The organism is Microbacterium arabinogalactanolyticum, from assembly GCF_030268005.1.
In the GTDB taxonomy this organism is placed as follows: Bacteria; Actinomycetota; Actinomycetes; order Actinomycetales; family Microbacteriaceae; genus Microbacterium; species Microbacterium arabinogalactanolyticum.
In genome coordinates this window covers 596,551-619,900 of record NZ_BRZC01000004.1, presented here as the reverse complement: position 1 = coordinate 619,900, position 23,350 = coordinate 596,551, and the positions used below count along the sequence as shown (strand labels likewise).

General features: G+C 69.3%; 22 protein-coding genes. 10 read left to right on the top strand and 12 right to left on the bottom strand.

The window, feature by feature from the left end:
• The first annotated feature begins 93 nt into the window (after window positions 1–93).
• Window positions 94–759: a ComF family protein gene (locus tag MIAR_RS07455; protein ID WP_285633591.1), complete on the top strand. Its 666-nt coding sequence runs from the start codon at window positions 94–96 to the stop codon at window positions 757–759.
• A 90-nt stretch (window positions 760–849) separates the two neighbouring features.
• Complete coding sequence (hpf, locus tag MIAR_RS07450; RefSeq protein WP_285633588.1) at window positions 850–1,506, top strand: ribosome hibernation-promoting factor, HPF/YfiA family; 657 nt, start codon at window positions 850–852, stop codon at window positions 1,504–1,506.
• Window positions 1,507–1,570: 64 nt separating this feature from the next.
• Here hpf and MIAR_RS07445 read toward each other — a convergent pair whose 3' ends face one another.
• Entirely contained in the window at window positions 1,571–2,893 is a 1,323-nt protein-coding gene (locus MIAR_RS07445; protein WP_285633584.1) for a coiled-coil domain-containing protein, read from the bottom strand.
• 92 nt (window positions 2,894–2,985) lie between these two features.
• Window positions 2,986–3,579, bottom strand: coding sequence for a PadR family transcriptional regulator (locus MIAR_RS07440; protein ID WP_285633581.1), 594 nt, complete (start codon window positions 3,577–3,579; stop codon window positions 2,986–2,988).
• A gap of 211 nt (window positions 3,580–3,790) precedes the next feature.
• Between MIAR_RS07440 and secA the strand changes: the two genes are divergently transcribed.
• Window positions 3,791–6,550, top strand: coding sequence for a preprotein translocase subunit SecA (gene secA, locus MIAR_RS07435; protein ID WP_285633578.1), 2,760 nt, complete (start codon window positions 3,791–3,793; stop codon window positions 6,548–6,550).
• A 75-nt stretch (window positions 6,551–6,625) separates the two neighbouring features.
• Here the strand turns inward: secA and MIAR_RS07430 are convergent, their stop codons facing one another.
• Window positions 6,626–6,979: a DUF6463 family protein gene (locus MIAR_RS07430; RefSeq protein WP_285633575.1), complete on the bottom strand. Its 354-nt coding sequence runs from the start codon at window positions 6,977–6,979 to the stop codon at window positions 6,626–6,628.
• Between the two features lie 98 nt (window positions 6,980–7,077).
• Here MIAR_RS07430 and MIAR_RS07425 point away from each other — a divergent pair, with 98 nt between their 5' ends.
• On the top strand, window positions 7,078–7,689 hold the full coding sequence (locus MIAR_RS07425) for a TetR/AcrR family transcriptional regulator (RefSeq protein WP_285633573.1): 612 nt from the start codon (window positions 7,078–7,080) through the stop codon (window positions 7,687–7,689).
• A gap of 145 nt (window positions 7,690–7,834) precedes the next feature.
• On the opposite strand, the gene MIAR_RS07420 is transcribed toward MIAR_RS07425, so the two are convergent.
• Genes MIAR_RS07420 through MIAR_RS07395 form a run of 6 tightly spaced genes read right to left on the bottom strand, consistent with a single transcriptional unit; the run spans window position 7,835 to window position 15,353 of the window.
• Window positions 7,835–9,472, bottom strand: coding sequence for a hypothetical protein (locus MIAR_RS07420; protein ID WP_285633571.1), 1,638 nt, complete (start codon window positions 9,470–9,472; stop codon window positions 7,835–7,837).
• Window positions 9,469–10,893, bottom strand: a complete 1,425-nt coding sequence (locus MIAR_RS07415) for a YlbE family protein (RefSeq protein WP_285633568.1) — start codon at window positions 10,891–10,893, stop codon at window positions 9,469–9,471. Before MIAR_RS07415 ends, MIAR_RS07420 begins: the two co-directional genes overlap by 4 nt.
• Window positions 10,893–12,443, bottom strand: coding sequence for an acyl-CoA synthetase FdrA (fdrA, locus tag MIAR_RS07410; RefSeq protein ID WP_285633565.1), 1,551 nt, complete (start codon window positions 12,441–12,443; stop codon window positions 10,893–10,895). The genes MIAR_RS07415 and fdrA overlap by 1 nt, the downstream gene beginning before the upstream one ends.
• Before the next feature lie 21 nt (window positions 12,444–12,464).
• Window positions 12,465–13,070 carry an ankyrin repeat domain-containing protein gene (locus MIAR_RS07405; protein ID WP_285633562.1) on the bottom strand — a complete coding sequence of 202 codons (606 nt, stop codon included), beginning with the start codon at window positions 13,068–13,070 and terminating at the stop codon, window positions 12,465–12,467.
• Entirely contained in the window at window positions 13,067–14,386 is a 1,320-nt protein-coding gene (locus MIAR_RS07400; RefSeq protein ID WP_285633559.1) for a purine-cytosine permease family protein, read from the bottom strand. Before MIAR_RS07400 ends, MIAR_RS07405 begins: the two co-directional genes overlap by 4 nt.
• Window positions 14,379–15,353, bottom strand: a complete 975-nt coding sequence (locus tag MIAR_RS07395; protein WP_285633556.1) for an oxamate carbamoyltransferase subunit AllH family protein — start codon at window positions 15,351–15,353, stop codon at window positions 14,379–14,381. Before MIAR_RS07395 ends, MIAR_RS07400 begins: the two co-directional genes overlap by 8 nt.
• Window positions 15,354–15,496: 143 nt before the next feature.
• Here MIAR_RS07395 and MIAR_RS07390 point away from each other — a divergent pair, with 143 nt between their 5' ends.
• The 3 genes from MIAR_RS07390 (at window position 15,497) to MIAR_RS07380 (ending at window position 18,475) form a co-directional block, all read left to right on the top strand.
• Window positions 15,497–16,453, top strand: a complete 957-nt coding sequence (locus MIAR_RS07390; protein WP_285633553.1) for a carbamate kinase — start codon at window positions 15,497–15,499, stop codon at window positions 16,451–16,453.
• 35 nt (window positions 16,454–16,488) lie between these two features.
• Complete coding sequence (locus MIAR_RS07385) at window positions 16,489–17,163, top strand: GntR family transcriptional regulator (protein ID WP_285633550.1); 675 nt, start codon at window positions 16,489–16,491, stop codon at window positions 17,161–17,163.
• An 88-nt stretch (window positions 17,164–17,251) separates the two neighbouring features.
• The gene (locus tag MIAR_RS07380; protein WP_285633547.1) at window positions 17,252–18,475 is read left to right on the top strand and encodes a pyridoxal phosphate-dependent aminotransferase; all 1,224 of its coding nucleotides are present in this window, start codon (window positions 17,252–17,254) and stop codon (window positions 18,473–18,475) included.
• Here MIAR_RS07380 and MIAR_RS07375 read toward each other — a convergent pair.
• Both MIAR_RS07375 and MIAR_RS07370 read right to left on the bottom strand, forming a co-directional pair.
• Window positions 18,423–19,625: a CpaE/TadZ family protein gene (locus MIAR_RS07375; RefSeq protein ID WP_285633544.1), complete on the bottom strand. Its 1,203-nt coding sequence runs from the start codon at window positions 19,623–19,625 to the stop codon at window positions 18,423–18,425. The genes MIAR_RS07380 and MIAR_RS07375 overlap by 53 nt on opposite strands.
• On the bottom strand, window positions 19,622–20,236 hold the full coding sequence (locus tag MIAR_RS07370; RefSeq protein WP_285633541.1) for an SAF domain-containing protein: 615 nt from the start codon (window positions 20,234–20,236) through the stop codon (window positions 19,622–19,624). Before MIAR_RS07370 ends, MIAR_RS07375 begins: the two co-directional genes overlap by 4 nt.
• 97 nt (window positions 20,237–20,333) lie before the next feature.
• Between MIAR_RS07370 and MIAR_RS07365 the strand changes: the two genes are divergently transcribed.
• Window positions 20,334–20,612, top strand: a complete 279-nt coding sequence (locus tag MIAR_RS07365) for a helix-turn-helix domain-containing protein (protein ID WP_285633538.1) — start codon at window positions 20,334–20,336, stop codon at window positions 20,610–20,612.
• Between the two features lie 51 nt (window positions 20,613–20,663).
• On the opposite strand, the gene MIAR_RS07360 is transcribed toward MIAR_RS07365, so the two are convergent.
• Window positions 20,664–21,266: a hypothetical protein gene (locus MIAR_RS07360; RefSeq protein ID WP_285633535.1), complete on the bottom strand. Its 603-nt coding sequence runs from the start codon at window positions 21,264–21,266 to the stop codon at window positions 20,664–20,666.
• 157 nt (window positions 21,267–21,423) lie between these two features.
• Here MIAR_RS07360 and MIAR_RS07355 point away from each other — a divergent pair, with 157 nt between their 5' ends.
• Both MIAR_RS07355 and MIAR_RS07350 read left to right on the top strand, forming a co-directional pair.
• Window positions 21,424–21,816: an Rv3235 family protein gene (locus MIAR_RS07355; RefSeq protein ID WP_285633532.1), complete on the top strand. Its 393-nt coding sequence runs from the start codon at window positions 21,424–21,426 to the stop codon at window positions 21,814–21,816.
• A gap of 52 nt (window positions 21,817–21,868) precedes the next feature.
• Window positions 21,869–23,341: a sensor histidine kinase gene (locus MIAR_RS07350; RefSeq protein ID WP_285633529.1), complete on the top strand. Its 1,473-nt coding sequence runs from the start codon at window positions 21,869–21,871 to the stop codon at window positions 23,339–23,341.
• The last annotated feature ends 9 nt before the right edge of the window (window positions 23,342–23,350 follow it).

The following is a 23,350-nucleotide window of genomic DNA, read 5'->3' as shown; positions in this document are numbered from 1 at the left end:
GCTCCTCCTGCACATCACCGGGTTCGGCGGAGTTGTGCACGGATGCCGTGAACCGGCGCGCGTGCGCGACGCGGGCGGCGCCATGATCGTCGGATGGGGAACGGACGCGCGCGACGGATCGCCGAGGAGATGCTGGCGCTGCTGCTGGCGGCCGCGTGCCCGGGCTGCGATCGGACGGGGGAGCTGCTGTGCGACGAGTGCCGGCGGATGCTGATCGCCGACCCGCTCGACCTCAGCACGCCCGGCGGTCTCCTCGTGCACGCGGCGCTGAGGTACGAGGGCGTGCCGGCGCGCTGCATCCGCCGCGTCAAGGAGGAGGGGGCGACCGCGCTGGCCCGCCCGCTGGGGAGTGCGCTGTCGGTCTCGCTGACGGCGCACGTGCCGCCGGGTGCGCTTCTCGTTCCCGTGCCGACCAGCCGCGCCGCGTTTCGGCGCCGCGGCTACCGCGTGCCGGAGCTGCTCATCCGGCGCGCCGGCGCCCGAGCAGAGCGGATGCTGCGCCCGGCCCGCCGCACACGGGACCAGCGCGACCTCAACCGGGAGGAGCGGGCCCTCAACGTCGCGGGCAGCATGCGGGTCGCAGGGAATGCCGGAGCGGGTTGCGAGGTCGTGATCGTCGACGACGTGGTCACGACGGGTGCAACGCTGGACGAGGCCGCGCGAGCGCTACGCGCAGCCGGATTCCGGCCCCTGTGCGCGGTCGCGCTGGCCGCCACGCCCGGCCGTCACGACACACGGAAAATCCAGGTGAACGGATAGTGACATGTCCGGGCGCGGGGACTAGCGTAGGGGTTCACAAGGCGACCACGGTCCGCCCTTGGCCGGGAGGACCGGGACAAGGAGGCAGTGATGGAAACGAGCATCGTCGGCGTCGGAGTGAGCATCTCCGACCGGTTCCGCACGGTTGTCGAGGAGAAGACGGCGCGTATTCAGACGCTCGCGCCGCGAGCTCTCCGGCTCGAGATCAAGGTCACCCATCGGGCCTATCGCAACGGTCGCGTCCCTGATGAGACCGTGGAGCTCACGCTCCTCGGGAAGGGACCGGTCGTCCGGGCGGAGGCTGTCGACGCGGACAAGTTCACCGCGCTGGACATGGCGCTGGACAAGCTCGCGGAGCAGCTCCGGCGTGCCAAGGAGAAGAGGATCGACGGCCGCAACCAGGCCCGGGGCGCACATTTCGAGAAGGGCAGCGGATCGCTCGCCGGCATCGACGTGCAGCCCGCGTCCGTCGACGTGCTCACCGCCGTCGCGACCGGCGCCGTCCCGATCGTGGAGGACCAGGAAGAGGAGTACTCGCCGGTCGTCATCCGCACGAAGAACTTCGACGCGGAGTGGATGACCGTGGAGGAGGCCGTCGACCGCATGGAGCTGGTCGGGCACGACTTCTTCCTGTTCGTCGACGCCCGCACCGACCACCCGAGCGTGGTCTACCGTCGTAAGGGCTGGGACTACGGTGTGATCTCGCTGACCACCGCCGCTCCGCCTGCAGAGGCGCTGGCATCCTGACCGACTGACCTGAAGAGGCGCCCTTCCCGATCGGGAAGGGCGCCTCTTCAGGTCAGGTGGCGGATCAGTCGAAGATGCCGTCCAGGATGCTGCCGATAACCAGGCCGCCGAGCACGCCGCTGACGATGTCGCCGCCGCCACCTCCGCGGCGTCCGCCTCCACCCCAGCCGTCGCCGCCCCACGGCTGCTGCTGCGGGCGGGAGGAGTCGATGTCGCGCTGGGCCAGCTGCAGCGCCTCGGATGCCAGAAGCGCGACCCGACGTGCGGACGACAGCGCCTGTTCGCGGGTGTCCTCCGCGGCGATCATGCCCGGCACGTCCACGCGCAGCCGCTCTGCCTCGGCGAGGCGGGTGCGTGCGTCGGCTCCGATCCAGCCGCGGTGGCCGGCGATCAGACCGCGGGCGACGCCCAGCTGGCGGTCGGCGTCGTCGAGAGCGTGCTGCACCTGGTCGACGGAGGGGAGCGGATGCTCCATTCGGTACTGCGCCTTGGCGATCGCATCGTCCAGTGCGCTGTTCGCCGCCCGCAGCTGCGTGAGCTCGGCGAACGGGTCGTTCGGGGTGCCGGTCGGAGCCAGTGCGCCCAGCGCCGCTTCGAGGGCGGCCGCGGCTGCGACGACCTCGGGGGTCTGCGGTGCGTTGCGCGCCGCGACGATGTCGCCGCGCGAGTCGGCGACCACGTTCGCGAGCGTCGACTCGGCACGCAGAGCCTGGATCTCGAAGTCCTCGACCGCGTCGAGCATCGCGCCGGCGCGGCGCACCGCCTCCGTGGCGGTCTCGAGGGCGAGATTGGCCTCCTCGTTCTGCTTGGCGGCCCGGCGTCGCTCGGAGACATCGGCTCCGTGGGTGGCGAACGCGATGAGCTGCTCGGCCTCGTCGCCCGAGGACGCGATGCGTCGCATGGCCGTCTCGGAGTAGCGCGACGACAGCCGTGCGATCGTGTCTCGGGCCTGCGGGATGCGGGCGGCGAGCGCATCGGCATCCCTGCGGACCTGCGCCGTCACCTCGGGCGCGCGACGTACCTTCGCGACGGTCTCGGCCAGCGTGCCGGTCTTCTCATCGAGCAGAGCCTCCGCCCACTCGCACAGCTGCGCGATCCGCGCGTTGCGGGTGCGCAGTTCCTCGACCGTGTCCGGGATCTCGTCGTGGTTCAGCTGATGCAGCTGGAACGCCTCGCGCAGGTGCAGGCGCACGGCATCCAGGGCCGCCTTCAGATCCGCGGTCAGGGAGTCGCCGAGCTCCGCCTGCGCGAACGCGAGCTCGTCGGACGTGGTGCGGATGCGCTCGTCCGCGGCCACCAGCGCCTGCTCCGCGCGGCGCGCGAGATCCGCGTCCTGCGCTGCGAGCGCTTCCTCTTCACGTCTACGTCTGCCCCAGAATCCGGCCATGAACCGATCCTACGAGCCTCGTGTGATGCGAGCGCTGTGCATCCGATGCGCCTTCGGCGAACACCGGCCCGCCGAAGCACTGTCGAGAGTCGCTAGGCGGCGTGCGCCGCGCGCGGTGGCCGCCCTCGCCGAGGGGTCTGCGCGCTGAGCGCCAGCTCGCGGGTGTGGGGCGCGCCGGCCAGCAGCTGCGACGCCACATGGTCGATCCACCGCACCTCTGCCTCAGCGCGGAAGATCAGTGCATCGGCGACGAGAGCCGCGGCCAGGTCCTCACCGCCGTTCGCGCTCGGCGGCCGCGTCGCACGCAGTCCTTCGAGAGCCTCGAGCGACGTCTCGCGCTGACGGCGCATCACGGCCGCGACGTCCACGCCGGGGAGGGTCGCCGCCAGCGCGAGCTTGATCGGCAGCTCGTCGCGCGTGCCGGCCTGCTGCGGAACGGGGGAGTCCAGCCAGTCCCGCACCTCGTCGCGACCGGCATCCGTGATCGAGTAGTAGACGTGCCCCTGGTCGTCGACATCGCCCTTCCGCACCAGGCCGTCGCGCTCCAGCCGTTCGAGGGTGTTGTAGATCTGACCGACGTTGAGCGGCCAGGTCGACCCGGTGCGGCGGTCGAACTCGGCGCGCAGCTGGTATCCGTAGCACGGACCCTGATCGAGGATGGCGAGCAGGCTCTGGCGGACGGACATGCGGTCTCCGATCATCTCCCGGGTATTGCATTGCCGAGTATATGCATGCCCGGAAACGCCGCACCGAAGCCATGATCCGCGTGTCCTGTTCGCGCTCAGCGTGGCCGGCCGCCCCCGCAGCGCACAGCGGATGCATGTCACGGGCCGGTAACATGACACGGTATGCCCGGCGACGACCCTTGCCGGCACCCGAGATCCAAGGGAGACATCCGTGGCGAATCCTCTCGAGAAGATGCTGCGCGCCGGCGAAGGACGCATCCTTCGCAGGCTCAAGCAGACCGTCAAGGCCGTGAACGCGCTGGAGGACGACTTCGAGAAGCTCACCGATGAGGAGCTGCGCGGCGAGACCGCCGAGCTGCGGGCACGCTACGAGAAGGGCGAGACCCTCGACCAGCTCCTGCCGGAGGCGTTCGCCGCCGTCCGCGAGGCCGCGCGCCGCACCCTGGGCATGCGCGCCTACGACGTGCAGATCATGGGCGGCGCCGCCCTGCACAACGGCAACATCGCCGAGATGAAGACCGGTGAGGGCAAGACGCTCGTCGCGGCCTTCCCGTCCTACCTCAACGCCATCGCAGGCAAGGGCGTGCACGTCATCACGGTCAACGACTTCCTGGCGTCGTACCAGTCCGAGCTGATGGGGCGCGTGCACCGCGCCCTCGGCATGACAACCGGCACGATCATCTCCGGTCAGACTCCCGACGTGCGCCGCCAGCAGTACGCGGCGGACATCACCTACGGCACGAACAACGAGTTCGGCTTCGACTACCTGCGCGACAACATGGCATGGCGCAAGGAAGACCTCGTCCAGCGCGAGCACTTCTTCGCCATCGTCGACGAGGTCGACTCCATCCTCATCGATGAGGCCCGTACGCCGCTGATCATCTCCGGCCCCTCTTCCGGCGAGGCGAACCGCTGGTTCACCGAGTTCGCGAAGATCGCGCGCACGCTCGAACCGGGTGTGGACTACGAGGTCGACGAGAAGAAGCGCACGGTCGGCGTGCTCGAGCCCGGCATCGAGAAGGTCGAGGACTACCTCGGCATCGACAACCTCTACGAGTCGGCGAACACCCCTCTGATCTCCTTCCTGAACAACTCGATCAAGGCGATCTCGCTGTTCAAGCGCGACACCGACTACGTCGTCATGAACGACGAGGTGATGATCGTCGACGAGCACACCGGCCGCATCCTGGTCGGACGCCGTTACAACGAGGGCATCCACCAGGCGATCGAGGCCAAGGAGAATGTGCCGGTCAAGGCCGAGAACCAGACCCTCGCGACCGTCACGCTGCAGAACTACTTCCGCCTGTACGACAAGCTCGCCGGCATGACCGGTACCGCCGAGACCGAGGCGGCCGAGTTCATGTCCACGTACAAGCTCGGCGTGGTCCCGATCCCGACGAACAAGCCGATGATCCGCAAGGACCAGCCGGACCTCGTCTACAAGAACGAGCAGGCCAAGTTCGCGCAGGTCGTCGAGGACATCGCCGAGCGCCACGCAGCGGGGCAGCCGGTGCTGGTCGGAACCGTCAGCGTCGAGAAGAGCGAGTACCTCTCCCGCCTGCTGGCGAAGAGGGGCGTCAAGCACGAGGTGCTCAACGCCAAGAATCACGCTCGCGAGGCCGAGATCGTCGCCCTCGCCGGAAAGCTCGGCGCCGTCACGGTCGCGACGAACATGGCCGGCCGAGGCACCGACATCATGCTCGGCGGCAACGCGGAGTTCCTCGCCGTCCAGGAGCTCAAGTCCAAGGGACTGGACCCCGAGGAGACGCCGGAGGAGTACGAGGCCGCGTGGGACGAGACCTACGAGGCCATGAAGAAGAAGGTCGCCGAGGACTCGGTCAAGGTGACGGAGGCCGGTGGCCTGTACGTGCTCGGCACCGAGCGTCACGAATCGCGCCGCATCGACAACCAGCTGCGCGGTCGCTCGGGCCGACAGGGCGACCCCGGCGAGAGCCGCTTCTACCTGAGCCTGACCGACGACCTCATGCGCCTGTTCCAGTCGGGGGCGGCCGAGGCGATCCTCGCGCGCACCAACTTCCCGGACGACGTCCCGATCGAGTCGGGTCTGGTCAGCCGCGCCATCCGCAGCGCGCAGTCGCAGGTCGAGGCCCGCAACGCCGAGATGCGCAAGAACGTGCTCAAGTACGATGACGTCCTGAACCGCCAGCGTGAGGCGATCTACGCCGACCGCCGGCAGATCCTGCACGGCGACGACATCGCCGACCGGGTCAAGCACTTCATCGAGGACGCCATCGGCGGCGTGGTCGACGATCACACCGGTGAGGGCCACAACGAGAGCTGGGACTTCGACGCGCTCTGGACCGAGCTGAAGACGCTGTACCCGATGAACGTCACGATCGACGAGGTCGTCGCCGAGGCCGGCGGACGCAAGGGCGGCATCTCCGCCGAGGGGCTCAAGCGCGAGCTGCTCTCGGATGCCCTGATCGCGTACCAGAAGCGCGAGGAGGCCCTCGGCGAGGCGGCCACCCGCGAGCTCGAGCGCCGGGTGGTGCTGCAGGTGCTCGACCGCCGCTGGCGCGACCACCTGTACGAGATGGACTACCTGAAGGACGGCATCGGCCTGCGCGCGATGGCGCAGCGCGACCCGCTGATCGAGTACCAGCGCGAGGGGTACTCGATGTTCCAGTCCATGATGGGCCAGATCAAGGAGGAGTCGGTCGGCTACCTCTACAACCTCGAGGTCGAGGTGCGCCGCGCCGGCGCCGACCAGACCGAGGTCGAGGCGAAGGGTCTGGTCGACCAGCAGCCCGAGCAGAAGCTGGAGTACTCGGCGCCCAACGACGCGGGCGACGTCGAGATCCGCAACGAGCGCGGCCAGGTGCAGCAGGCCGCCACCGAGCGCGCCGCCACCGCCCAGCGCGGTGCGTTCGGCCAGCAGGTGGATGCCGAGGAGCAGCCGGCTCCGGCGAACCGCGAGCAGCGCCGCGCGCAGAGCAAGAAGAAGAAGTAGGCGCCCCAGGCGCTGCAAGGAGGCCGGTCCCCGCGGGGACCGGCCTCCTTCGCGTCAGCCCGGCCGGCGGGTCCGTCAGTCGACGTGCACGACCACCGGGGTGCGCCGGGTCGATGCGCGTCCCCGGATCCATCGGACGACCCCCACGGTCAGGGGCGCGATCAGAGTAAGGAAGCCGGACACCGGCATGATCGCCAGACCGAACAGGGTCAGCGCGGCCAGCGCGATCAGCACGGACAGGGGGACGAACCCGCGTGCGCGCTCGAGCTCCACGGCGGTGACGCCGCACATCAGGAGCGCCACGCCGAATGCGGCGGACCAGAACAGAGCGGTGCTCGGCGCCAGTCCGGAGGCGATCCAGATCGAGGTGATCATGGCGCTATGACCGAGGCTGACGACGAGCAGCAGGATGCCCACCCAGGGGCGCATTTTTGAATCCATATTCAATAATCTGACATCAGAAGGCGGACAGCACAAGAGCATGCGGCGATCGGCACTGCCCAGGCGTCAGCGCATAGACTTTCGGGATGGCCCGGCCCCGGCGATTCACTGATGATCAGGTGCTCGACGCCGCCAGGGACCTCCTCGCAGATCCCGCGATCATCAGGCCGTCGATCGCGGACATCAGCCGGGCGTCCGGGGTGCACGCGGGTTCGGTGTATCTGCGATTCTCTTCGCGCGACGAGCTGCTGGCACGCCTGTGGCTGCGGGCGATCGAGCGCTTCCACACGACGCTGTTCGAGGCCATGGAGGCGGACGATCCGCTCCTGGAGGCCGCTCTGCACCAGTCGAGGTACTGCCGAGCGCACCCCACCGAGGCGCGGGCGATGAAGATGTTCGGGCAGGGGCAGCTTGCCGGGGTGGGGTCCGAGGAGCTGCAGAAGCAGATTCTGCATGTCAACGACGAGATGGGAGCGCGCTTCCGCGATGTGATCCGCGAGCGCTATGGCGCGGATGACCCTGCCCTGACCGTACAGGCGTACACAGTGGTGCGCGCGATCCCCTACGGGCTGATCCGCGGGTTCATCGCGCAGGCATCCCCGATCCCGTCGTGGATCGACGATGTCGTGCGCGCAGCCGTGGCGGCGGCCCTCGACGCTCTGCCCCTGCGGGCCGAAGACGGCGGCATCTCCACCTGAAGTCGAAGAAGACCGGCCCCACGGGGTACCGGCCTTCGTTGAAGGTGAGGGGGTGGACACGGCCATCCAGCCCTGCCCTGCCCTGCACTGAGCTCGGGTGTGCAGAGGGCCCGGGAGCGGTGCACTCCCGGACCCTCTGGGCGGCTCAGCGCTGGGGAGCCTGGATCAGCGACGGCGCGACGGCGTTGCTGAGCGTGATCTCGTCGTTCGCGGTGAAGGTCACCGACTCGTTCGTGATCCGGTCCTGGAGCCACTTCGCCAGGAACAGCACCGCCACCATCAGGTACGCGACGAGGAACATCACGTGCGTGTCGGACAGCGCGAACTTCTCGGGCAGGCCCGGGACATGCGCGTGGATGACGCCGAAGAACGACAGGACGCCCGCCAGTGCACCGATGATCGCGCCCTGCAGGGGCTTGTTGCGGATCGCGAAGATCGCGATCATGCCCCACAGCAGCGACGACAGCGGTGCGCCGTTGCCGAGCGTGGAGATGCCGGCGAAGTACGTGCCGGCGTGGTTCAGAGCATCCGCTCCCACTTCGGCCGTGCTCGTGCCCGCCGCCTTCAGCGTGTTGTTGATGAGGCTGTTCGCCCAGTTCGCGATCCACGGGAACAGCGCGATGAAGATCACCGGCAGCTCCACCTTCGGCGTCTCACGCACCGACTGCGCGGCGGTGACGACTCCGATGTAGATCAGGATCGGCGCGATCGCCGCCATCGGGACCACCGACAGCAGCAGGGCGCTCATACCGAACAGTCCCACCGCGAACATCGTGATGCCGTTCAGCATCGTGTAGCCGATCCCGGCGCCCATCTCCTTGTACGCGGTGTGCCCGATGTACACGGTGACGGGGTACGGGTTGCCCATCAGGGCGCCGACCATCGTGGCGCCGCCGTTGACGAGCATCACGGGACGGGCGCTGTAGTGGTCGCCGGCGGCTTCGGCCGCCTCGATGTTCTCCAGGTCGAACACGTAGTTCGCCAGCGCCAGCGGCACCGCCGAGGCGAGGAACGGTCCGGCGTGGGCGACGCCGTCGATGAAGTTCGTGATCGACACCTGCGGCGGGTGCCACCCCGCGTGCACCAGCGCGGCCTGGACCGCCTCCGGCGTCTGCAGGCCGAACGCCCAGGCGGCGGCCGTGCCCACGATCAGCAGCAGCAGACCGGTCGGAACCCTGCCCAGGAACGGCGAGCGGCCGAACCAGTTCATCAGCACGAGCGTCAGCACCACGAACGCGACGACGGGGAACTGGAAGGACTGCAGCATCGGGTTCATCGCCAGCAGCAGCAGGCCCAGCCCCGCGAGGCAGGCCAGCAGCACCGAGCGGGGGACGGCCCGGCGCAGCAGGTCGCCGAAGAACGAGCCCACGAACAGGATCAGACCCTCCAGGAAGCCCCAGACGAGGCCGATGCCCACGGCGAGCTCGGCATCCTGCGTGGTCGAGTAGACCGGCAGGATCACCAGGAACGTGACCGTGAAGATCGAGGGCGCACTGGGACCGGAGGGAAGGGCCACGACGTCGTCGCGACCCTCCTTGGCGGCGAGGCGCTTGGCGAACCACACGTACATCGAGGAGGTGAGCAGGATCGCCAGGCCGAACGCCGGCGCGATGCGTCCGACCACCATGTCCACCGGGAGCCCCGCCATGGTGAGCAGGGCGGTGAAGGTGATGATGTTGGTCAGGTTGTTGGTGAACAGCGCGAAGAACGCCGCGATGTCGCCCTTCTTCCACCACTTCAGCTGGCCGGCGGTGGACACGGATGCCGGCGCGGGGGCGCTCACAGCGCGACCGTCTCGGCGAGGGCGCGGAGCGCCTTCTGGAAGGCCTCGACCGGCGGATGGGTGATGCCCGCGCCGATCATGCCGATGCCCGGCTCCTTGTGGGCGATGGCGGTGTTGATGATCGGGAGGATGCCGGTCTCCATCACCTTGCGCACGTCGATGCCGCTGGGGACCCCCATGAAGTCGAGCGCGGGGATCGTGATGTTCGGGTTGTTGCCCGTCGTGATCGCGTTCATCGTGCGCGAGTAGCCCATGGCCTCGTCGACCGTGCCGCCGACGAGGGCGACGATCGCGGGAGCAGCGGCCATCGCGAAACCGCCGATGCCGAAGGTCTCGGTGATGGCGGAGTCGCCCATGTCCAGACCGGAGTCCTCACGGGTGTAGCCGGCGAACATCGGGCCGATGACCTCCTGCGCGGGGCCGGTGAACCACTGTCCGCCGGTGCCGGACACGCGGATGCCGAAGTCGACGCCGTTGCGGGCCATGGTGGTGACGATCGTGGAGTTCTCGATGCCGTTCGCCGCGTCCATCGACGCCTTCGCCGCGACCATCCAGGTGGGACCGGAGAAGTAGTCCGAGGAGGCGACGAAGTCGAAGACCTCGCGCTTCTCCTTCGTGGTGAAGTCGGTCTCGAGGATGTACGGGGCCAGCGCCTGGATCAGCAGGGTGGTGCCGGCCACGTTGCGGTTGTGCGCCTCGTCGCCCATGTGCAGCGCCTGCGAGAGCATCAGACGCAGGTCCAGGCCATCCTCGTTCAGCGCCATGGCCCCGGCGAGCACGGGACCGAACACGTCGCGCATCCAGTTCAGACGGTCGATGACCGACTGGTCGTTGGCCCCGAAGCGCAGGATCTTCGACAGCTGCTCGGACAGGTTGGTGAAGGCGGTGTTGCCGTGGGTGCGGTTGGTGACCTTGTGCACCCACATGCTCGCGCTGGTGACACCGGCCATCGAGCCGACCGACTGGTGCTCGTGGCAGGGCGAGAAAGTGATCTCGCCCGACGCCGCGAGCTCGAATGCCTCGTCGACGTCCTTGGCCAGGCCCTCGAAGACGAGCGCGCCGGTGACGGCGCCCTTCATCGGGCCCGACATCCGGGTGAACTCGATCGGCGGGCCGGCGTGCAGGATGGTCTTGGCGGTCATCCCGGGCACGGTGTCGATCGCCTGTCCGAAGCCCTCCAGGAAGGGCTGCGAGGAGAGGATGCGCTCGAGGGCGACCTCGTTGGCGGCGTCGATCTTCTCGGCGACCGCGGGGTCCTCGAGACGGCTCAGTGCGGCGATGACCTCCGGGTCGCCGCCGCCCGGCGGGGTCCAGTCCATCAGGACCGGCTCGACGCCCTGCGTCTTCAGGTCATCGGCGAACATGTCGAGGCCGAGGTTGACCGGCTTCAGCTCGGAGGAGAAAAGGTCGTTGACGCTCATCAGTTGTCACCCTTCGCGACGAATTCACGGGCCAGCAGGCCGAGGTTGGTGGAGGAGGAGGCGATGGTCACGCCGGCGGCCTCGAGCTTGGCGACCTGCTCGGCCAGCGCCGGGGTGTCGAGGTCCGTGCCGAGGACGTAGCCGAGGATCTCGAGGTGCTGACCGCGGGCGGCGGCCTTCGCCTTGGCCTCGGTGATGGCCGGGATGGTGACGCCGACCGGGTCCTCGTGCGAGCCGAAACCGAGCACGAAGTCCATGGCGATGACGCCGACCTCGGGGTCGTCCGCTTCCTGGACGATGCGCTGCAGACGCAGCGACGGGTCGATCATGGGGTGCGGTCGACCGTTGGTGAAGTCGTCGTCGCCCATGTCGAGGAAGGTGTGCTCCTTCGAGGCATCCATCGCACCGATCTTGTACGCCGGGTTCTTCTGGATGTTGGAGTACACGTTCTCGTAGCTGTCGAGGGCCGCGAACATCGACTCGTCGCAGAGCGTGCCACCGCAGAACAGGCCACGGATGTACTTCTGCTCGGGGGCGAGCTTGGCGCGCACCTCTTCGATCAGCGGGATGTTCAGGGGGTGCTTGTCCAGCGTCGACTCGTCGATGCCGGATGCCACGACGGCGGCGATCGCGAGGGGCTTGGTGCCCTCCGTGACGATCGTGACGTTGTCGTATCCGGACTCGGTGCGGTCCGAACCCAGGAAGGTGACGAAGACGGGCTTCGACGCGGAGCCGGCCTCGGCCAGGACCTTCGCCGCCACGTCCTCTGCCGGCGGCTTGGAGATGATGACGATGACCTTGGTCTCGGGGTCGGCGTCCAGCGCCCGGATGCCGTCGATCATCGAGATGCCGCCGATGTCGGTGCTGAGGTCGCGACCGCCGGTGCCGATCAGCTGCGAGATGCCGCCGCCGAAGTCGTGCACGCGGACGGACACCTCCTGGCTGCCGGTGCCCGAGGCGCCGACGACGCCGATGCTGCCGCGGCGCACCGCGTTGGCGAAGGCCAGGCCGGTGCCGTTGATGATCGCGGTGCCGCAGTCCGGCCCCATCACGATCAGGCCCTTCTCGTGGGCGAGGTTCTTCAGCGACAGCTCGTCCTCGACGGACACGTTGTCGGAGAAGATCATGACGCTCTTGCCGGCGTTCAGCGCCTTGCGCGCCTCACGGGCGGCGAACGCACCGTTGACCGAGATGAGTACCAGGTTGGTGTCCTGGTTCTCCTCGAAGGCGCCGTCCAGCGTGCGGTAGCGCACCTCGTGGGCCTCCCCGGCCTTCTTGTCCTTGCGGGTGAGGATGTCGTTGACCGCTGCGATGGCGGCTTCGATGGTGTCGTCGCTCGCGTCGATCACGATCATCAGATCGCTCGGCTTGGCCTCGTCGACGGCGGTGTCGTTGACGCCGACGTTGGCGAGCACCTCCTTGTTCATGGGGGTCGCCATACCCAGCAGAGCCTGGGTGACGCCCTCGACGGCGTTCGCCTTGGTGCTCATCGACATGAGCGAGACGGAGTCGAGGTAGGTGTTCTTCCTGATTTCGATGTGCCTGGTCATCGGTGTCCTTTCGAGGGAGTCTTAGGCCTGCGCCTGGTCGAGGATGGCGGCGATCTCGGTGAAGCCGCGCTCGCGCGCGAGATCCGCCGGCGAGACGCCCCACTCGTTGGTCATGCCGGGCTTGGCACGGTGCGCGAGCAGCAGCTGGACGATCTCCTGGCGGACGGGGCCGCCGTCGCCGAGGATGATGGTCTCGATCAGGGCGGTCCAGCCGAGGTTGTTCGTGAGGTTCACGTTGATGCGGGTGTTCTCCAGCAGGTAGCGGACGACGTCGATGTGGCCCTTCTCGGCCGCCGGCGTGAGACCGTTGCCGCCCATGCGCGTCAGGCGCGTGAGGTCGGCGCCCGCCTCGACCATGATCCTCACGAGCTCGACGTCGCCGGTGATGCAGCCGAGCAGGAACGGGTTGGAGCAGGTCTGGTCCTGGGCGTCGATGTCGACACCCTCCGCGATGAGCGCGCGCACCACGTCGAAGTGCCTCCCGCGGGCGGCATGCAGGATCGCGGTGGCGTCCTCCCAGTCGACGGCGTTCCTGTCCGCGCCGTCGGCGAGGGCGGCGCGCACGCCGTCCAGATCGCCTGCTGCGGCGGCATCCAGATAGCGCTGGTCCGCGCTGTTGTCTGTCATCGGGTGATCTCCTTCTTGGGGGTGAACTGCTCCAGGGCCAGGTATGCGAGGCATCCCACGACCAGGCCGACCACGGCATCCGAGAGGGCCGGGGCGAAGAAATGCGAGATCAGGGCGAAGCCGGCGCCGATCGCCCAGGCGATCAGAGCGCTGACGCGGAACCGCTTCTCGGGACGGCCGGCGTTGCGGCGGGCGAGGATGATCTGGTCGGCGATCAGCACGGCGCCCAGCGGGGGGACGAGCACGCCGAGCAGCGCGAGCCAGTTGGCGAAGAACTGCCACGCCCCGAGCACGGCGACGATCACGCCGATGACGCCGAGGATCAGCGTCAGCAGGCGCATCTTCGACCGGGTCAGGTGCGACCAGCCGAGGGCGCCGTTGTACAGGCAGTGCGTGCAGACGGACCCGAGGTTGATCACCACGAACAGCAGCAGGAACACGTTCAGCAGCGGGTTTCCGGTGCCGGTGAGGATCGGTGCGAAGTTGCCGCCGTTCACCGCGGGCAGGGCGATGGCCCCTGCGGCGACGAGCACGCCGCCGCTGAGCTGTGCGACGAGGCTGGCGATCGGGAAGGCGGTCACGGTGGCCAGCACGGCCTCCTTGCCGTTGCGCGCCCAGCGGGTGAAGTCGGCCGTCATCGTGCCCGAGTCCGCGAACGTCGCCATGATCGCGGTGACCGCCACGCCGAAGGTCATCGCGTCGTTCACCTTCTCTCCGCCGTAGCTCAGCACGGCGGAGAAGTCCGCGGTCTGCGACGCGATGACCACCGCGACGATGACCGCGAAGATGAACAGCGGCGCGGCGATGGTGCCGAGCACCGACAGTGCGCGGATGCCGAGGTAGGTGACGGCGATGAACACGACGCCGGCGACGGCGGCCACGAGCATCTCGTTCCAGCCGAACGCCTCGCTGAGGGTCGCGCCGGTCGCACCCGTGTTGAACGCGAACCAGCCCACGACGACCGTGGAGAGGAAGCCGGAGGCGATCGCGTAGCCCGCGGTGCCGAAGGTCTCGATCGCCTGCAGCGAGAAGCTCTTCCCGGTGCGGCCGGCGCGCCAGCTGAGCAGGCTGACGTAGACGAACATGATCGCGTTGGCGACGAGGATCGCGCCGACGCCCTGCCAGAAGCCGAGCATGGCGACCACCAGGCCGCCGGGAACGGCGTTGGTCAGGATCATCGGGAACCCGAACCAGACGGCCGAGACCGTGAACAGTGATTTGCGGTGGCTCTCCGGGACCGGCTCGCGCTCGAACTCGTCGGATGCCGAGGCATCCGATGCGGTCGCCGCGGCGGTGCCTGCAGCTGATTCAGTCAAGAGAGATCCTCGATTCCGTCGGAGGGGTGGCGGCTGCGCTCCGGGAGGCGCGGAGCGACCTCTCGACGTCGAGCGCGAGCCGGATGCCGGTGAGGATGTCCGCACCGGACGTGTGGCCGATCTCGAGGATCGCGGAGGCGATAGAGCGCATGCGATCGAGATCACCGGAGACGAGGGAGCCGGCAAGATCGTGCAGGCTCTGGCGCGCACGGCCTTCGGCTGCGTGCGACAGGGTGACGTGGCTGAGCAGGCCTGTCGAGGTCCGACCGTCGCGGATGGCGGCGACGAGGGACGGCATCCGGCGGCTCAGCAGTGCGCCCGGCTGGGCGGCGACGAAGACGAGGCCGGTGAGGATGTCGTCTCCGGAAGGGGTGAGTCCCTCGCCCAGCCCGATCAGCGAGCTCGCGGCGGCGTGCACGGACCGCGCGTCGCCGTCGAGGAGCTCGCGGCGCAGCCGCGCCGTCCGGGCCACCAGGAGCTCTCGTGCCGCAAGTCCGAACGGCGTGACGGGTTCGGATGCCCGGAATCCGTCGAGCACCGCCGAGGCCGAGGTGAGCTCGTCGACGCCGAGCCGCTCCAGATCGGATGCCGAGGCGCTCCACGCGCGTGCACCGGTGAGGGACACCACGACGTCGTGGCTGTCGCCCGCGAGCTCGATGCGGTCCGCGGAGACGGCGACGGGGGAGTCCTGCGTCACACCCAGCCGTACCCAGTCCTCGACGGGGACGCGGACCGTGGCGGGCGCATCATCGACGTCGAGGCTCGCGAGCGCGACCAGGGCGTCATCGATGAGGACGTTGACGACCCGGCGATGCACCGAGTGCACGTGAGCCGGGGTGCGGGCGGAAAGCGCAGTGGCGCGCGTGCCATCGGCGAACGCGCGCTCTGCTGCGCATGAGAGCGTCTCCTCAAGCGCAGCATCCCAGCTGGCCGCCGTCAGGGCGACCGGGATTGCGACGGGGGTCATCGTCTTCTCTCCATGACGGTCGTCATCGTGGATGTGCGATGCGACCCGTCTTCACTTTGTGTCTCCTCAGGTATACCATTCAAGCGGATGGAATACCATTCCTAAATTTGGAATACCAAAAGTCTTCTACTGAAGGAGTAAGCATGCGCGTCGTAGTGGCCCTCGGGGGCAACGCCCTCGCCCGTCGTGGTGAGCCGATGACCGCCGAGTTCCTGCGCTCGAACGTGAAGTCGACGTGCGAATCGCTGGCGAACCTGGCTCGTGACAACGAGGTCGTCATCACCCACGGCAACGGTCCGCAGGTGGGTCTGCTCGCGCTGCAGAACCTTGCCTACCAGGACGTCGCCGCGTACCCGCTGGACATCCTCGGCGCCGAGACACAGGGCATGATCGGCTATGTCGTGCAGCAGGAGCTCTCGAACGCGTTGAACGGCGAGCGCGAGGTCGCCGGCATCATCACGACCACGGTCGTCGATGAGAACGACCCGGCCTTCTCGCGCCCCACCAAGCTCATCGGCCCGACCTACTCCGCGCACGACGCCGCCGAGGCCGCGGCGGAGTACCGCTGGACCATCGCCAAGGACGGCAGCGCCTTCCGCCGCGTCGTGCCCTCCCCGAGCCCGATCTCGATCGTGCAGGCCCCGCTGATCCGTCGCCTGCTCGAGGCCGGCAGTCTCGCCGTGTGCGTCGGCGGTGGCGGCGTGCCGGTGCGCGAGGACTCGAAGGGACGCCACATCGGCGTCCAGGCGGTGGTCGACAAGGACCTCGCCTCGGCCGCCCTGGCGGCCGACATCGGCGCCGACACCCTCATCCTGCTCACCGACGGCGACTACGTGAGCGAGAACTGGGGCACCCCGGAGCAGCGCGACATCCACACCGCTTCCGTCGACGCGGTCGCGGCGATGAAGTTCGCCGAGGGCTCCATGCAGCCCAAGATCGACGCCGCGATCCGCGTCGGCCGCGCCGGTGGGCGCACGCTGATCGGTCCGCTGGACCGACTCGACGACCTCCTGGCCCGCAGGATCGGAACCGAGATCGTTCCGACCCTCGACGAGGGCATCCGCTGGGTCGAGAAGGCACCCGCAGGAAAGAAGGCCTGACCGGCTTCTCGCCACCGGCGTGCGAGGATGAATGCGTGAGCAGAGCAGAAGAGCGCGAGCTCGAGTCGACGAGGGTCACCGCGTGGTTGCGCGACGCGATCATCATCGGCGAGCGTGCTCCGGGCAGCAAGCTGATTGAGCGCGACCTCGCGGCCGAGATCGGTGTCAGCCGCGTGCCCGTCCGCGACGCACTCAAGGTCCTCGAGGCCGAGGGGCTGGTCGAACTGCGACCGCGCACCTGGGCGATCGTCCGTGAATTCACCGCCGCAGACCTGGCGGACCTCGACGAGGTCCGCCAGGTGCTCGAGCCGATGGCGTTCCGTCTTGCGGCGGAGCGCCATCGCCGAGACGGCCTGGAGAGGCTGCGCGCCGCCCTGGAGGACGAGCAGGAGAGCGCCCGCAGCGCCGACCAGCTCATCTCCCGACGTGCGGCGGCCGACTTCCACGAGATCGTCGTGGACCTGGCCGACAACCGCCTGCTCACCGACCTGATGGGCGGCATCCGCAGCCGGCTGCGCTGGGCGCTCGCGCAGCACGATGACCTGCATCACATCGCCGAGGAGCACGTCGCGCTCTACGAGGCGATCCGGGACCGCGACGGCGCCCGCGCCGCGGATCTCGCCTTCCGGCACGTCGAGAGCAGCCGGCTCGAGCGCATCGCGCACACCGAGGCACTGCGCACCTCCTCGATGCCCGTCATCGCCGACTGAACGACGACCGCTCCGTCGCCCTCCGGGACGACCCCGGTGGCCTGGCACGGTGGCGGGCCGGCCCCTGCGCTGTCGGTATCCTTGGCAGATGACCCGCCGAACCCTGGACCAGTCGTCCAAGCTCAAGAACGTCCTCTACGAGATCCGTGGCAAGGCACTGGTCGAGGCGGCGCGTCTGGAGGCGGAGGGGCATCAGATCCTCAAGCTGAACACGGGCAACCCGGCGGTCTTCGGCTTCGAGGCGCCGCACCAGATCGTGCGCGACATGCTCGCCGCGCTCCCGACGGCGCACGGCTACAGCGAGAGCAAGGGCATCATCTCCGCCCGCCGTGCGGTGGTCAGCCGCTACGAGGAGATCCCCGACTTCCCCCGCTTCGACCCGGACGACGTGTTCCTGGGCAACGGCGTCTCCGAGCTCATCACCATGGTCATGCAGGCGCTGCTCGATCAGGGCGACGAGGTCCTGATCCCCGCGCCGGACTACCCGCTGTGGACCGCCATGACCTCGCTGGCCGGCGGCACTCCGGTGCACTACGTGTGCGACGAGGAGAACGGGTGGCAGCCCGACCTCGAGGACATCCGCTCGAAGGTGACGCCGCAGACCAAGGCGATCGTCATCATCAACCCGAACAACCCCACCGGCGCGGTGTACTCACGCGAGGTGCTCGAGGGCATCGTGCAGATCGCGCGTGAGAACCAGCTGCTGCTGCTCTCGGACGAGATCTACGACCGGATCCTCTTCGACGACGCCGTGCACACGCCGACGGCGACGCTCGCCCCCGACCTGCTCTGCCTGACCTTCAACGGACTGTCGAAGACCTATCGCGTCGCCGGCTACCGCTCGGGCTGGCTCGTGATCACCGGCCCGAAGTCCCACGCTCGGGGTTTCCTGGAGGGCATCACCCTGCTGGCGTCGACGCGACTGTGCCCGAACGTACCCGCGCAGCATGCCGTGCAGGCGGCGCTGGGCGGCGTGCAGTCGATCGACGCGCTGATCGTCCCGTCCGGCCGCCTGCACGAGCAGCGCGACATCGCCTGGAAGGGACTGGAGTCGATCCCGGGCGTGAGCTGCGTCAAGCCGGAGGGGGCCCTCTACGCCTTCCCGCGACTCGACCCCGAGGTGCATGAGATCCGCGACGACGAGAGGCTCGTCTACGACCTGCTCGTCTCCGAGAAGATCCTGCTGGTGCAGGGGACCGGCTTCAACTGGCCGAACCCGGACCACCTGCGCGTCGTCACCCTGCCCGAGGCGAGGGTGCTCAGCGAGGCCGTCGAGCGACTCGGGAACTTCCTCGCGAGCTACCGGCAGTAGCCATCTCGGCGCGTGCGCCCAGCGATGAGGCGATGCGACGCACGGCCATGACCAGCGGCGAACGCGGCGACACGTCGGCGATCGCGCGCGCGTGCAGGGCCGCGGCATCCGCCGCGCGCTGATCCTCGGGGACGAACGCGACGTCGTCGATCCCCGCGAAGCGGTCCAGCGTGCGCCGGATCTGCCCGCGTGCGTCGATGCCCAGCGGGCCGGGACGCACGCGGTTCGCGACCACCGTCACCGGTGTGCCGCCCAGGACATGCCTCAGCTCGGCGTGGGCGCGGATGAACCGGCTCACACTGAGTGGGTCGGCGGAGAGCACCGCCACCACGGCATCCGCTTCCAGCAGGGCGGCGGCGGTCGCGGCGTGCCGGGCGGGCGCTCCCGGGTCGAGACCGTCGTCGTCCGCATCGAGCTCCGCCGCGACGTCGACGACGGTCTCGTCGGTCCAGCTGCGGCAGGCCGCCAGCGTCGCTCGCACTCGACCCGCGCCGAGTTCCGGCCAGCGGCTGGGCCTGTTCAGCCCGCTGAGCACCTCGAGCGTGCCGCCGGAGGTCTCGACCGGGCTCGACAGCCGGGAGAGCTCGGCGACGTCCAGAGTCCCCAGCTCGGCTCGGCGGCATGCGGCGGCGAGGCCGGGAGCGTCCTCGCCCAGGCCGAGCACGAGCGCGAGGGACGGCGCCACGCTGTCGGCATCCACGAGGGCCGTGCGCCGGCCCGCCCGGGACAGCTCCACCGCGAGCTGGACGGCGATCGTCGAGCGGCCGGGAGCACCGTGCGGACCCCAGACCGCGATCACACGTGACGGCCGGCCGGCCGGGGCGCCGGGCGAGCTCGCTGCCAGCGCCCGCAGCACCTGCGCCGCCGATGTGCCGTAGGGGAGCGGTGCCGGCAGGCCGAACCGCGTCGCCAGTCGGGTGTCGGCGTCGCCGACGGGCATAACGCGCACGCCTGCGCGATCGCACGCGCCGATCAGCTCGGCGGTCAGCGTCGACCGCGTGGGCGCGATCAGCAGGGCATCCGCTCCGTCCAGGGCGGCGGCCGTCAGCTCGGACGCGTCAAGACGACGCACGTCGACGCCCTCGAGCTCCAGATCGGAGGCCAGCATCGAGGCCTCAGCATCCGGCGCGCACAGCAGGATGCTGGTCACGAGCCCGCTCCCGCGGGGATGATCGAGATGACGGAGCCGCCCGTGATCGCCGCCAGCACCTCTGCGACGTCCGCGCGGTCGATCACCACCTCCACGTCGGTGCGGTTCTCGCTGAGCATGCCCTCGGCCTCGGCCACCCTGCCGATGACGGCATCACCGACGAGCACACGCGGGGCGTCGCGAGTACGGCCGTCATCCTTCAGCGGCGCCTGCCAGAGCTCCACCGCACTGCCCGCTTCCACGCCGGCGGGAATGGCCGTGCTGCTTACCACGATGGTCGTCGTGCGAGACGCCTCCCGGTCGCCGATGCTCGCCGAGGGCACCAGTTCGCCCTTCGGGACAGTGCGCGTCGCGACCGCACCCGACTTCAGTTCCTGCGGAGCGAGATACGCGTCGACGACCCCGCCCAGACCCACATCGACGACCTGGAAGTCCGCGGCGCTGACGCTCTCTCCGGGCAGGACGGTGCGCGTGGCCTGCAGCACCGGCGTCGTCTGACGCGAGGAGGACACCAGCATCCACACCCCGGCGATGGAGACCGCGACCAGCACGAGGCCGATCAGGAACCGGAGATCGCCGAAGAACGGGCGGTGCGCACGCGAGGACATCATGCACACATCGTCACAGATTCGATGAAGGTGCCCGAAAAGTTATCCACAGGGCCGATTCTCAGGGGCGTGAGCCGCCCGGGCAGGGGAGAATGAACGCATGCCCGAAGCATCCGACATGGCTCCGCGCTTCCTCGCGCCCGCGCAGGTCGCCGAGCTGCTGAGCATCGAGGTCGATGAGGTCATCGATCTCGTGCAGCAGGGGCGTCTGCGGGGCTCGCAGCTGGGTTCACCCCCGCGCTGGCGGGTCGAGGAGGCCAGCCTGGCCGACTACCTCGAGGAGCAGTCCGAGGATGCCAGACGCCAGGCGCTGTGGCGCCAGGCCAACGAGGCGAGCTTCCCCGAGCTCTGGGGCACCACTCCGTACCGTCGCAGTTGACCGCATCGTGCCGCGCCACGCGTGAGACGCCGAGATCTGGCGCGTCAGCTCTCAGGATGCCGCCGTCTCGCCGCTCTCCACTCTGATCCAGACCAGCGAGTCGAAGGGGATCATCCGGAAGCCGCGCACCGATCGCGCGCGGCGGACCTCGCCGGCGTCATGCATGGCGAGGTCGAGCTGATCGGCGCCGGCGCGGTCGATCGTGCCGTGCTGCGGATCTGCGCCGCGCCGGGCCACCGTCACCGGGGTGCGTCGCCGTGCGAGGTCGCGCAGCACGAAGCCGAGCGTCATCCGCTCTCGCACCGTGGGCGCGGATGATGCGGCATCCGTGCCGAGCGAGGACAGCAGGGCGCCGTGATCGACGCCGATCGCCGAGATCGCCGCGACGGGCAGGATGCGCAGCCGTGGGTCGGAGGTGAGCACGACGCCGATCCAGTCGGCGCCGATGGTGTGCACCGTGCACTCCCAGCGCTCGCCGTCGGCCGGTTCCAGCACCATCCGGGTGCGCTCGTCGGCCACCGCGCGGAGCCGGTCGCGCAGCGTCAGCTTCGAGATCCGCAGGCGCTCCGTCTCGGCATCCAGCGCGGCGCGCTCCGCCTCCCACTCAGCGGCGAGCTGACCCTCCAGGTCGGCGAAGAGGTGATCCCATTCCACCCGAACGAGCGTAGGCGACCCGCAACGGGCGCGCGCGAGTTATCCACAGATCGGTGCCCGCGCCTTCCGTGAGGCCGTCCCGCGTGCTGTACTGCAAGGAGTTCGAGCCGATATCTCAGCAAGCACGACTGCCACGACCCGGGGGGATCGCGGAACCATGACGACGACGTTGACCGAGTACTTCGCACCGCAGCCGACTCCGAGCGCCGCGCTTCCCGATCCTGTCCCGCTGCTGCGGAGCCTGACGAACGGGGCGCTGGAAGTGCTCGCCGGCATCCGCAAGGTCGACCAGCTGGCGCGCTGGCTCAGCGAGGACGCGTTCCGCGCGCTGGCCACGCGGGCGAACCTCTCGGCGCGTGCGCGCAGCGCGCGCGGCATCGCCCCGGCGCGGCCGAACTTCCAGATCCTCTCGATCCGCGTCACCGAGCCGGTGGACGGCATCGTCGAGGCGGTCGTCATCGTCGCAGGTCCCGGCCGGACGCGCGCGGTCGCGGTGCGTCTGGAGGGCCTGGACGGCAGATGGCGGGCGAGCTCGTTCGCGGTGCTGTGACGCGTGCGCGGCGGACGCGTTCGGCGCCGAACGCCCCCAGTAGGCTGAGGGAGTGTCAACGCTCAGTGATCTCGTACACGCCCAGGGCCGCCTGAACGACGCGGATGTCGAATGGCTGCATCGCCTCGCGGGCGACGGGCAGCTTCTGGCCGACCTCGCCTCGGCGGACATCGTGATGTGGATCGAGACCGCCGACGGCTCCTTCGTGGCCGTCGCGCACTCCCGGCCCAGCGGAGCAGCGACGCTCTTCTATCGCGACATCGTGGGGGAGAAGGTGCGTCCGCAGTGGCGGACGCAGGTGCAGTCGGCATTCGAGTCCGGCGAGATCGTGGACTCCTCGTCACCGGACTGGTTCGAGGAGACTCCCACGCGCGTGCGCGCGGTGCCCATCAAGCGCAAGCACGACGGCGGCGCCATCGTGGGCGTGATCACCCGGCACACCAACCTGGGCGAGGCGCGGATGCCGTCCCGCCAGCAGATCAGCTTCGACGAGTGCGCGAACGATCTGTTCCGCATGATCGCCTCCGGCGAGTTCCCGGATCTCGCGGCGCCGACCGCGCCCCGGCGCGGTGCACCCCGTGCATCCGACGGCCTGATCCGGCTCGACGTCGACGGCATCACCACCTTCGCGAGCCCCAACGCGCTGTCGGCGTTCAACCGGATGGGATTCGACGACGAGCTCGAGGGCGAGTCGCTGGCCGAGGTGACCACGCGGATCGTGCCGCCCTCCCGCCAGGTGGACGAGTCGCTCCCCGTGGTCGTGACCGGCCGCGCCCCCTGGCGCACCGACATGGAGGCCCGCGGCGTGACGGTGTCGCTGCGCGCGATCCCGCTGAAGGACCACGGCACCCGGATCGGCGCGATCGTGCTGTGCCGCGACGTGTCGGAGCTGCGCCACCAGGAGCAGGAGCTCATCACCAAGGACGCGACGATCCGCGAGATCCATCACCGCGTGAAGAACAACCTGCAGACGGTCGCCTCGCTGCTGCGCATCCAGGCGCGCAGGACGCGCTCCGACGACGCCAGGGATGCGCTCACCCAGGCCATGCGCCGCGTCGAGTCCATCGCGGTCGTGCACGACACCCTCGCCAGCGGCCTGTCCCAGACCGTCGACTTCGACGAGGTCTTCGACCGCGTGCTCAAGCTCGTCGCCGAGGTCGCGGCTGCTCCGAACACCCGGGCGCGCACGCAGCTGGAAGGGCGCTTCGGCGTGCTGCCCAGCGAGTACGCCACGCCGCTCGCGCTCGCGCTGACCGAAGTCGTCACCAACGCGGTCGAGCACGGCCTCGCGGGGCAGGAGGGCATCGTCCGCATCGAGGCGACCCGCACGTCGGAGCTGCTGACCGTGACGGTGACCGACACCGGGCACGGCCTTCCCGAGGGGCGGGTCGGCCAGGGACTCGGCACGCAGATCGTGCGCACCCTGATCCAGGGGGAGCTCAGCGGCACGATCGAGTGGAAGGGCACCGAGGGCGAGGGCACGCAGGTGACCATCGCGATCCCCATGCGGTGGATCGCCGCCTGACGGCATGAG

Bases quoted from the DNA above. Each gene is read 5' to 3' on its own strand.
- hpf (WP_285633588.1), top strand. From the start codon at position 850: ATGGAAACGAGCATCGTCGGCGTCGGAGTGAGCATCTCCGACCGGTTC.
- MIAR_RS07355 (WP_285633532.1), top strand. From the start codon at position 21,424: ATGACGACGACGTTGACCGAGTACTTCGCACCGCAGCCGACTCCGAGC.
- MIAR_RS07415 (WP_285633568.1), bottom strand. From the start codon at position 10,893: ATGAGCGTCAACGACCTTTTCTCCTCCGAGCTGAAGCCGGTCAACCTC.
- MIAR_RS07425 (WP_285633573.1), top strand. From the start codon at position 7,078: ATGGCCCGGCCCCGGCGATTCACTGATGATCAGGTGCTCGACGCCGCC.
- MIAR_RS07365 (WP_285633538.1), top strand. From the start codon at position 20,334: ATGCCCGAAGCATCCGACATGGCTCCGCGCTTCCTCGCGCCCGCGCAG.
- MIAR_RS07455 (WP_285633591.1), top strand. From the start codon at position 94: ATGGGGAACGGACGCGCGCGACGGATCGCCGAGGAGATGCTGGCGCTG.
- fdrA (WP_285633565.1), bottom strand. From the start codon at position 12,443: ATGACCAGGCACATCGAAATCAGGAAGAACACCTACCTCGACTCCGTC.
- MIAR_RS07445 (WP_285633584.1), bottom strand. From the start codon at position 2,893: ATGGCCGGATTCTGGGGCAGACGTAGACGTGAAGAGGAAGCGCTCGCA.
- MIAR_RS07390 (WP_285633553.1), top strand. From the start codon at position 15,497: ATGCGCGTCGTAGTGGCCCTCGGGGGCAACGCCCTCGCCCGTCGTGGT.
- MIAR_RS07380 (WP_285633547.1), top strand. From the start codon at position 17,252: ATGACCCGCCGAACCCTGGACCAGTCGTCCAAGCTCAAGAACGTCCTC.
- MIAR_RS07395 (WP_285633556.1), bottom strand. From the start codon at position 15,353: ATGACCCCCGTCGCAATCCCGGTCGCCCTGACGGCGGCCAGCTGGGAT.
- MIAR_RS07405 (WP_285633562.1), bottom strand. From the start codon at position 13,070: ATGACAGACAACAGCGCGGACCAGCGCTATCTGGATGCCGCCGCAGCA.
- MIAR_RS07430 (WP_285633575.1), bottom strand. From the start codon at position 6,979: ATGCGCCCCTGGGTGGGCATCCTGCTGCTCGTCGTCAGCCTCGGTCAT.
- MIAR_RS07440 (WP_285633581.1), bottom strand. From the start codon at position 3,579: ATGTCCGTCCGCCAGAGCCTGCTCGCCATCCTCGATCAGGGTCCGTGC.
- MIAR_RS07370 (WP_285633541.1), bottom strand. From the start codon at position 20,236: ATGATGTCCTCGCGTGCGCACCGCCCGTTCTTCGGCGATCTCCGGTTC.